Annotated in this window: 7 protein-coding genes and 2 tRNA genes; 5 read left to right on the top strand and 4 right to left on the bottom strand. The window is 68.8% G+C overall.

Annotation, left to right across the window (positions count from 1 at the left end; all coding sequences use genetic code 11):
* From AC1RRS_RS21985 to AC1RRS_RS21975, 3 genes are all read right to left on the bottom strand, one after another.
* Positions 1–683 (bottom strand): GTP-binding protein (locus AC1RRS_RS21985; protein WP_492857011.1); only part of this gene is annotated, 683 nt, incomplete at its 3' end.
* A 54-nt stretch (positions 684–737) separates the two neighbouring features.
* Positions 738–811, bottom strand: a tRNA-Gly gene (locus AC1RRS_RS21980).
* 105 nt (positions 812–916) lie between these two features.
* Positions 917–1,000 (bottom strand) — tRNA-Tyr (locus AC1RRS_RS21975).
* 173 nt (positions 1,001–1,173) lie between these two features.
* On the opposite strand from AC1RRS_RS21975, the gene rlmB reads away from it, so the two are divergent.
* From rlmB to AC1RRS_RS21955, 4 genes are all read left to right on the top strand, one after another.
* On the top strand, positions 1,174–2,010 hold the full coding sequence (gene rlmB / locus AC1RRS_RS21970) for a 23S rRNA (guanosine(2251)-2'-O)-methyltransferase RlmB (RefSeq protein WP_492857010.1): 837 nt from the start codon (positions 1,174–1,176) through the stop codon (positions 2,008–2,010).
* A 102-nt stretch (positions 2,011–2,112) separates the two neighbouring features.
* Positions 2,113–3,768: a stalk-specific protein StpX gene (stpX, locus tag AC1RRS_RS21965; RefSeq protein WP_492857009.1), complete on the top strand. Its 1,656-nt coding sequence runs from the start codon at positions 2,113–2,115 to the stop codon at positions 3,766–3,768.
* A 124-nt stretch (positions 3,769–3,892) separates the two neighbouring features.
* The gene (locus AC1RRS_RS21960; protein WP_487291039.1) at positions 3,893–4,624 is read left to right on the top strand and encodes a TerC family protein; all 732 of its coding nucleotides are present in this window, start codon (positions 3,893–3,895) and stop codon (positions 4,622–4,624) included.
* 4 nt (positions 4,625–4,628) lie between these two features.
* The gene (locus AC1RRS_RS21955) at positions 4,629–5,012 is read left to right on the top strand and encodes a DUF423 domain-containing protein (protein ID WP_492857008.1); all 384 of its coding nucleotides are present in this window, start codon (positions 4,629–4,631) and stop codon (positions 5,010–5,012) included.
* A 253-nt stretch (positions 5,013–5,265) separates the two neighbouring features.
* On the opposite strand, the gene AC1RRS_RS21950 is transcribed toward AC1RRS_RS21955, so the two are convergent.
* The gene (locus AC1RRS_RS21950) at positions 5,266–6,486 is read right to left on the bottom strand and encodes a multidrug effflux MFS transporter (RefSeq protein WP_110118172.1); all 1,221 of its coding nucleotides are present in this window, start codon (positions 6,484–6,486) and stop codon (positions 5,266–5,268) included.
* Between the two features lie 107 nt (positions 6,487–6,593).
* Between AC1RRS_RS21950 and AC1RRS_RS21945 the strand changes: the two genes are divergently transcribed.
* A complete protein-coding gene (locus tag AC1RRS_RS21945) occupies positions 6,594–7,568 on the top strand; it encodes an alpha/beta fold hydrolase (RefSeq protein ID WP_492857007.1) in 975 nt (324 codons plus the stop codon).
* Positions 7,569–7,649: the final 81 nt, after the last annotated feature.

Raw genomic sequence — 7,649 nt, 5'->3', positions numbered from 1 at the left:
GTGCCGCGGCCCGAGATCGAGAACACGTCTTCCACCGGCATCAGGAACGCCTGGTCGATCGGGCGTTCCGGCTGCGGGATGTAGGCGTCGACCGAAGCCATCAGCTCGAGAATCTTCTCTTCGCCGATGTTGGCGTCGCGGTTTTCCACGGCGGCCAGGGCCGAACCCTTGGTGATCGGAATGTCGTCGCCCGGGAACTGGTACGAGCTGAGCAGCTCGCGCACTTCCATTTCGACGAGCTCCAGCAGCTCTTCGTCGTCGACCATGTCGACCTTGTTCATGAACACGACCAGAGCCGGCACGCCGACCTGACGGGCCAGCAGGATGTGCTCGCGGGTCTGCGGCATCGGACCGTCGGCGGCCGAAACCACCAGGATCGCGCCGTCCATCTGCGCCGCGCCCGTGATCATGTTCTTCACGTAGTCGGCGTGGCCGGGGCAGTCGACGTGAGCGTAGTGACGGTTGGCCGTCTCATACTCGACGTGAGCCGTGTTGATCGTGATGCCGCGGGCCTTTTCTTCCGGCGCGGCGTCGATGTCGGCGTAGTTCTTGGCGGTCGCGCCGCCCGACTTCGCCAGCGTGATCGTGATCGCGGCCGTCAGCGTCGTCTTGCCATGGTCAACGTGACCGATGGTGCCGATGTTGCAGTGCGGCTTATTACGTTCGAACTTTTCCTTGGCCATCGTCTCTACCTTCGCGCCGGCGGCTGATTGTTACGGGTATCACTTCGGGGGAGCTGGAGCGGGTAGCGGGAATCGAACCCGCATCCTCAGCTTGGAAGGCTGCTGCACTACCATTGTGCTATACCCGCCCTGTAGGACCAAGAATGGGCCTAGCTGGCAGCGGGGTCGCGATCGGCTCCCGTCTCTTGGCTCGGGGGCCTCGCCCACCTTCCGGTCGTTCAGTTCATCGCGCGTGGTGGGGGAAGAAGGACTCGAACCTTCGAAGCTTTCGCAGCGGATTTACAGTCCGCCCCCTTTGCCGCTCGGGACATTCCCCCACGGCGCGATGTGAACTCCGGAAGAGGCGGCCGTATCTTCGATCTTGGCGGCCGTGTCAAACGGCTGCTGTGGATCGAGGAACAAAAGCTCTTTGAGCAGGTTCGGACGGTGCTAAGCAGCGCCGGACCGGCTCGCGGAACCTCGTGGCCCCCAAATCGGAGCGCGTCTTATAGTGTCCTCTCATTCTGAACGCAACGACCGTGGAAGGCCAAAAGCGCCAGAACGTGAAAATCGCGGCAAGCCTCAGAAAAACAAGCACTTTTCCAAGCCTCACAGCGACGAAAAGGACTGGATCTGGGGGAATCACGCGGTCGAGGCGGCGCTTTCGAACCCCGCCAGACCCGCGCCGAAGCGCCTTCTGGTCACCCCGGACCGCGCCAAGCGACTCGCGCCGAATCTCCAGCGCCACCCCGCCTTGCAGGTGATGGAGGCGCAAGATATCGCCCGCCAGTTGCCCCAGGGCGCCGTGCACCAGGGAATCGCCATGAAGGTGGACGAGCCCGAGCCGCTGTCGCTGGCCGAACTGGGCACGCCGGCCAAGGGCGTGATCGTCATGCTCGACCAGATCACCGACCCGCAGAACGTCGGCGCCATCTTCCGCTCAGCCGCCGCCTTCGGGGTGAAGGGCGCGGTGCTGCAGGACCGCCATGCTCCCGTGCTGTCGGGCGTGCTGGCCAAGACCGCCGTCGGGGCGGTGGACAAGGTCCCCTATGCGCGCGTCGTCAATCTTTCCCGGGCGCTCGAGGAACTGGCCGACCTGGGCTGGCGGGCCGTGGCCCTGGCCGGCGAGGCCGAGGAGAGCCTGGAGGCGGTGCTCGACGGCGGACCGACCGTGCTGGTGCTCGGTTCGGAGGGCGAAGGCGTGCGGCGCCTGGTTGCCGAACATTGCGACGCGATGGGAAAAATCCCCATGCCCGGCGGCTTCGAGAGCCTGAATGTGTCCGCCGCGGCGGCGATCGCGCTCTATGAAACGTCCAGAGTTCGCGCCACGGGGGAAATCGGTTCGTAAAATACGATTAACCGTTTTGATTTCGTCGCAACGACGTGTTTTCCTCGCGGGCGATTGGCTTCGCGAGCCTTCAAGTACGACAGCTCGCGAGGGATCATAGGCATGGGATCGGGGGACCCGATGTTGCAGGTGAAGTTCAGGACGACGGCTCTTGCCTCGTCCGCGGTGTTGGCGCTGGCCCTGACGGGCTGCGGCGCGCGGGAGCCGGCCGACACGCCGCCGACCGCCGCCAGCGAACCGGCGCCCGCGCCGGCGCAGAAGCCGGAGCTGCTGGGGGCGGCTCCGAGCGAAGCGCCGCCGTCGGAAGGCCTGCTGGGCGGCCCGGTCGCCCAGCCGCAGCCGGTAGCCGTCACCAGCAGCGATTCGCGTATCAAGACCTGGCGCCGCGCCGACGGCACCCTGGTCACGGCCATGCGGCCGATCGCCAATCCGCGCGGCTCGGGCAAGGTCGAGACGCGTGCGCACGCCAAGCCGAAACCGCATCATGCGCGCACCACCACCGTGGCCGCCGCGCGTCCCGCGCCGGTCGCGGTCGCCAAGCCTGCTCCTAAGCCCGCCGTGGTCGCCGCGAAACCCGCGCCGAAGCCGGCTCCGGTGGTCGCCAAGGCGCCGCCGCCGCCCGTGCAGGTCGCCAAGCCCGAGGTCCTGAAGCCCGCCGCTCCGCCCGCCAAGCCGACGGTCGTGGCCAAGGCTCCGGTGGTTCCGCCGGTCGTCGCGCCGATCGCGGCTCCGGCCGCCGTCAAGCTGCCGCCGAAGGTCGAGAAGCTGCAGGCCGCCGTCGCGCCCGCCGCCACCAGCGGCGCGGTGCTGGCCACGGCCGAGAGCCTGAAGACCGGCAAGGAAGGCCAGGTCACCCTGTCGCTGCCCGCGACCCTGGGCGACCTGATCAAGGAACAGGCCGCCAAGTTCGGCCTGGGCAAGCCGGCCAAGAAGGTCAGCGCCTACGCCGACCTGGAAGGCCAGGGCTACGAGATCACCCCGAACGGCCGCCAGACCGCGACCGTCAAGCCGGGCGAGCCGACGACCTTCGCCTGGCAGGTCAAGCCGACGCCCGACGCCAAGGGCCAGCTGACCACGCAGTTCGGCGCGTCGCTGGACGGCGGCAAGGCGCCCCAGCCCTTCTCGCTGGGCGCGATCACCAAGCAGGTGGCCGCGGTTCCGGAGAAGGTCGAGGCCGCCGCCAAGGGCTTCAAGCTGCCGGCCTTCCTCGACCAGCAGGTCGAGGTGCCGGGCATCGGCAAGGTGCCGGGCAAGTCGCTGCTGGGCGCTGGCCTGCTGCTGCTGGCCCTGATCATCATCGTCGCCATCTCGCGCAACGCCGCCAAGGCCAAGGCCCAGGCCGAGCGTCGTCGCAAGTTCCGCACCCTGACCGACTACGGCCGCAACGAAGCCGAGTTCGACACGCCCAAGGCGCAGGACGTGGCCTATGTGAACCCGATGGTGGCCGCCGCCGGCGGCGCCGTGGCGGGCGCAGCGGCCGTGGCCGCCTTCAACCACCACGAGGAAGCCAAGGCCGAAGCGGTCGCCGAGCACGAGCCCTTCCCGGCTCCGGCCGACGACAGCCCGCAGGTGCAGCACGTCAGCGACGTGAGCCACGCCGAGCCGGTCGCCCACGCCGAGCCTCATGACGATCACGGCCACGCCGAGGATCATCATGAACCGGCCGCCGAGCACCACGATGGCCACGGGGACGACCACAAGGCCGACCATCACGAAGCGGCGGATCACCACCACCGCGAACCGGAACCGGTTCACTAAGATCGAGGGCCCGTCCAGCAGGACGGGCCCTTTTTCGTTCGCTCCCATGCAGGGCGCGCCTCGATCGCCGTCCATGCCGCCTTGAGCGCTTGCCAGGGCGCGCCGCCTGCCCCATTGAGACCGCATGCTCGACGCGCTCTTTTCCTCCGCTAGCGGCCCGCTGACGGCCTTCCTGCAAGTCCTGATGATCGACCTGGTCCTGGCCGGCGACAACGCCGTGGCCGTGGGCCTGGCGGCGGGCGGCCTGCCGGTCAAGGACCGCAAGAAGGTCATCCTCTACGGCCTGGGCGCGGCCGTGGTGCTGCGCATCGGTTTTGCTTTGATCACCACCTGGCTGCTGGGCGTGGTGGGCCTGCTGCTGGCCGGCGGCTTCCTGCTGCTGTGGGTGTGCTGGAAGATGTGGCGCGAGCTGCGCGAGCAGGCCGCCCAGGACGCCGCCGACGCCGCGGCCATGCTCGATTCCGACCCGAACACCGAACCCCAGGCCCGCGCGCCCAAGAGCTTCAAGAGCGCCTTCCTGCAGGTGCTGATCGCCGACGTCTCGATGTCGCTGGACAACGTGCTGGCCGTGGCCGGCGCGGCCCGCGAGCATCCGGCCATCCTGGTGTTCGGCCTGCTGCTGTCGATCGCCCTGATGGGCCTGGCCGCCAACGCCATCGCCAAGCTGCTGCACAAGCACCGCTGGATCGGCTTCATCGGCCTAGCCATCGTGCTCTACGTCTCGCTGCACATGATCTGGGAAGGCCACCGCAGCGTCGTCATGGACCTGCACAAGACCGAGCAATACAACGCCGCCGCGCCGAACGTGATCGATATCAAGCCCGACGAAGTGGCCCAGCACGAGAAGCACCGCTAACCCGATGGCCAAAATCTGGACGCCCAGGACGTACCTGCCGCTGGCCGCGCTGAGCGGCTTCGTCTCGGTGGCCGTCGGGGCTTTCGCCGCCCACGGCGTGCACGAGGCCCGGCCCGTCGAGCTCCTGAAGACCGGCGCGCTCTACGAGATGACCCACGCGCTGGCGGTGTTCGCCGCCTTCGCCGTGGCGCGGGCCTCGGGCCGCTCGGGCGACCTGGCCGCCGGCCTCTTCCTGTTCGGATCCCTGGTGTTCTCGGGCACGCTCTACGCCCTGGCCTTCGGCGGGCCGAGAATCCTGGGCGCGATCACCCCGATCGGCGGCGTGGCCTTCCTGGCCGGCTGGCTGGTCCTGGCCTGGACCGCGCGCAAGGTCGGCGACGAAGGCTGAGAAAGACCCCTCTCTCTTTGAGAGAGGGAGGGGCCCATGGCGCAGCCATGGGAGGGTGAGAGGTAACAAACTCACCGAAAGAAGCGCGGGGCGTTCGACCCGCGTCGCGATCCCTAGATGCAGATGACTTGGGTGGCTCCGCCTCCTGGCGGGAAGCTTTGAAGGGCTGAGGCTCGTTGAAGCACGTTGGGATTTGCCTGCCAGGGTGAAACCTCTCACCCTCCCACCGCTTCGCGGCGGGCCCCGCCCTCTCTCAAAGAGAGAGGGATTTTTTGCGCGGAACCGCCAGCAGGAAGATCGCCAGGGCCGAGCCGACCAGGCAGGCGAACATCACCGCCGCCACCGGGCGCGGGGTGCCGTCGTGCAGCATGCCGCCGGCCCAGGAGGCCACGGCGCCGGCCGCGAACGATACCCCGCCCATCAGGGCCGAGATCGAGCCGGCCCGGCGCGGGTCGACGCTGAGCGCGCCGGCCATGGTGTTGCCCGACATCAGGCCGTAGGTCGACAGGGCCAGGAACAGCACCGGCAGCACGGTCCACTCGCCGCCCAGACCCGTCCACGAAAAGAAGGTCAGCACCAGGGCCAGGACCACCGAGGCGGCGCTGGCGCGCATCAGCACCTGGTCGGGCTTGAACCGGCGCAGCAGGAAGCGGTTGACCTGGCTGGCCCCGATGATGCCGACGGCGTTGAGGGCGAAGACGATGTTGAACACCAGGGCCGAGTGGCCGTAGGTGCCCATGACGAGGTCGGGCGCGGTCGAGATGTAGGTGAACAGCACCGAGCCGTTCAGCGCCCCGGCCAGGCCGTAGCCCAGCAGGCGCTTTTCCCGCAGCAGCAGGCCGAAGGCGCGCAGGGGGTTCTCGGCCCGGGCCTGGGCGGCGGTCTCTTCCGAGCGCGACTCCTTGAGGCCCAGGGCCACCCAGACGCCGATCGCCAGGCCGAAGGCGGCCATCACCCCGAACACCCAGCGCCAGCCGGCGACGGCGTCGATCGCCCCGCCCAGCTGCGGCGCCAGCACGGGGGCGAGACCCATGATCAGGGTCATCAGCGACAGCACCCGCGCCGTCTCGGCATGGTCGAAGCGGTCGCGCACCACCGCCCGGGCCACCACCGCCCCGGCGCAGCCGCCCAGGGCCTGGACGAAGCGCGCGCCCAGCAGCACCTCGATGTTGGGGGCCAGGGCGCAGGTAAGGGAAGCGACGGTGTAGATGCCCACGCCCAGCAGGATCGGCGCGCGCCGGCCCAGGCGGTCGGAGGCCGGACCGTAGACGAACTGGCCCAGCGCCATGCCCGCGAAGAAGGCCGCCAGGGTCAGCTGGGTCTGCTCGGCGCCGACGTGCAGGCTGCGGCCGATGGCCGGCAGGCTGGACAGGTACATGTCGATCGACATCGGCGCGAAGGCCGTCAGCGCCCCCAGCAGCAGGACGAGCCGCCAGGGCGTGGCGGGCGGGGAAGCGGGAGGAGCCGAAGTCATCCCGGCCTTCTACTCCCGTCTGCCGCTACGGAAAGCCCTTATCGGTCTTGCGAGGCTGCTTCCCCGCCCGCAATCTGACCGCAGATAACATAACAAGGGAGACGCTCATGGCCGCCCATTGGCCGCAGCCGCGGTTCGCGCAGATCAACGGCGTTCGGATGGCCTATTACGAGGCCGGCCCGCGAAAGGGCGTCCCCATCGTCTTCTCCCACGGCTTTCCGGAGCTGGCCTACAGCTGGCGCCATCAGGTCGCCGCCCTCGCCGAAGCCGGCCACTGGGTGATCGCGCCGGACCAGCGCGGCTACGGCCTGACCGACAAGCCCGCCGCCGTCACCGACTACGACATGGCCCACCTGACCGGCGACCTGGTCGGCCTGCTGGATCACCTGGGCGTCGAGAAGGCGATCTTCTGCGGCCACGACTGGGGCGGCATCATCGTCTGGGCCATGCCGCTGCTGCATCCGGACCGGGTGGCCGGGATCATCGGGCTGAACACCCCGTTCGTGCCGCGCCTGCCCATCGATCCCATCGAGATGTTCAAGGCGGCCTATGGCGAGGACATGTACATCGTCCACTTCCAGACGCCCGGCGCGGCCGACGCCCTGTTCGCCAAGGACGTGGACAAGACCATCCGCTTCTTCATGCGCCTGCCCGGCGACGGCGTGGTCGGCTTCTCGTCGCGCCCCGCCGAGCGGCGCTCGCTGGCCCTGCAACTGGCCCTGGAGCACTTCGACCCGGCCGGCGACGACAAGCAGTTCCTGACGGACGCCGAGCGGGCGGTCTATGTGGAGGCCTTCGAGAAGGGCGGCTTCACCGGGCCGATCAACTGGTACCGCAACTTCACCCGCAACTGGGAGCGCTCCGAGCCCCTGCCCCGCCGCATCGACGGCGTCCCCTGCCTGATGATCATGGCCGAGCACGACGTGGTGTTGCCGCCGAGCCTTGCCGACCGGATGGGCGAGCAGATCTCGGACCTGGAGAAGGTGCTGGTCGAGGGCAGCGGCCACTGGACCCAGCAGGAGAAGCCGGCGGAAGTGAACGCGGCGATCCTGGAGTGGCTGGAGCGGCGGTTTCCCGGTTAGGGGGCGTTGGCGTCCGCTGGGCCACGCGGTACTCGCTTTTTCACCGAGCATCCCCGCGAAGGCGGGGATCCAAGCTGGCTC

This window comes from Caulobacter sp. GW821-FHT12A07 (assembly GCF_058807655.1).
This window is presented reverse-complemented; position numbering and strand designations above follow the sequence as displayed.

What these genes read in the sequence shown, in the direction of transcription:
- stpX (WP_492857009.1), top strand. Translation starts at nt 2,113, where the DNA reads ATGGGATCGGGGGACCCGATGTTGCAGGTGAAGTTCAGGACGACGGCT.
- AC1RRS_RS21960 (WP_487291039.1), top strand. Translation starts at nt 3,893, where the DNA reads ATGCTCGACGCGCTCTTTTCCTCCGCTAGCGGCCCGCTGACGGCCTTC.
- AC1RRS_RS21955 (WP_492857008.1), top strand. Translation starts at nt 4,629, where the DNA reads ATGGCCAAAATCTGGACGCCCAGGACGTACCTGCCGCTGGCCGCGCTG.
- AC1RRS_RS21950 (WP_110118172.1), bottom strand. Translation starts at nt 6,486, where the DNA reads ATGACTTCGGCTCCTCCCGCTTCCCCGCCCGCCACGCCCTGGCGGCTC.
- AC1RRS_RS21945 (WP_492857007.1), top strand. Translation starts at nt 6,594, where the DNA reads ATGGCCGCCCATTGGCCGCAGCCGCGGTTCGCGCAGATCAACGGCGTT.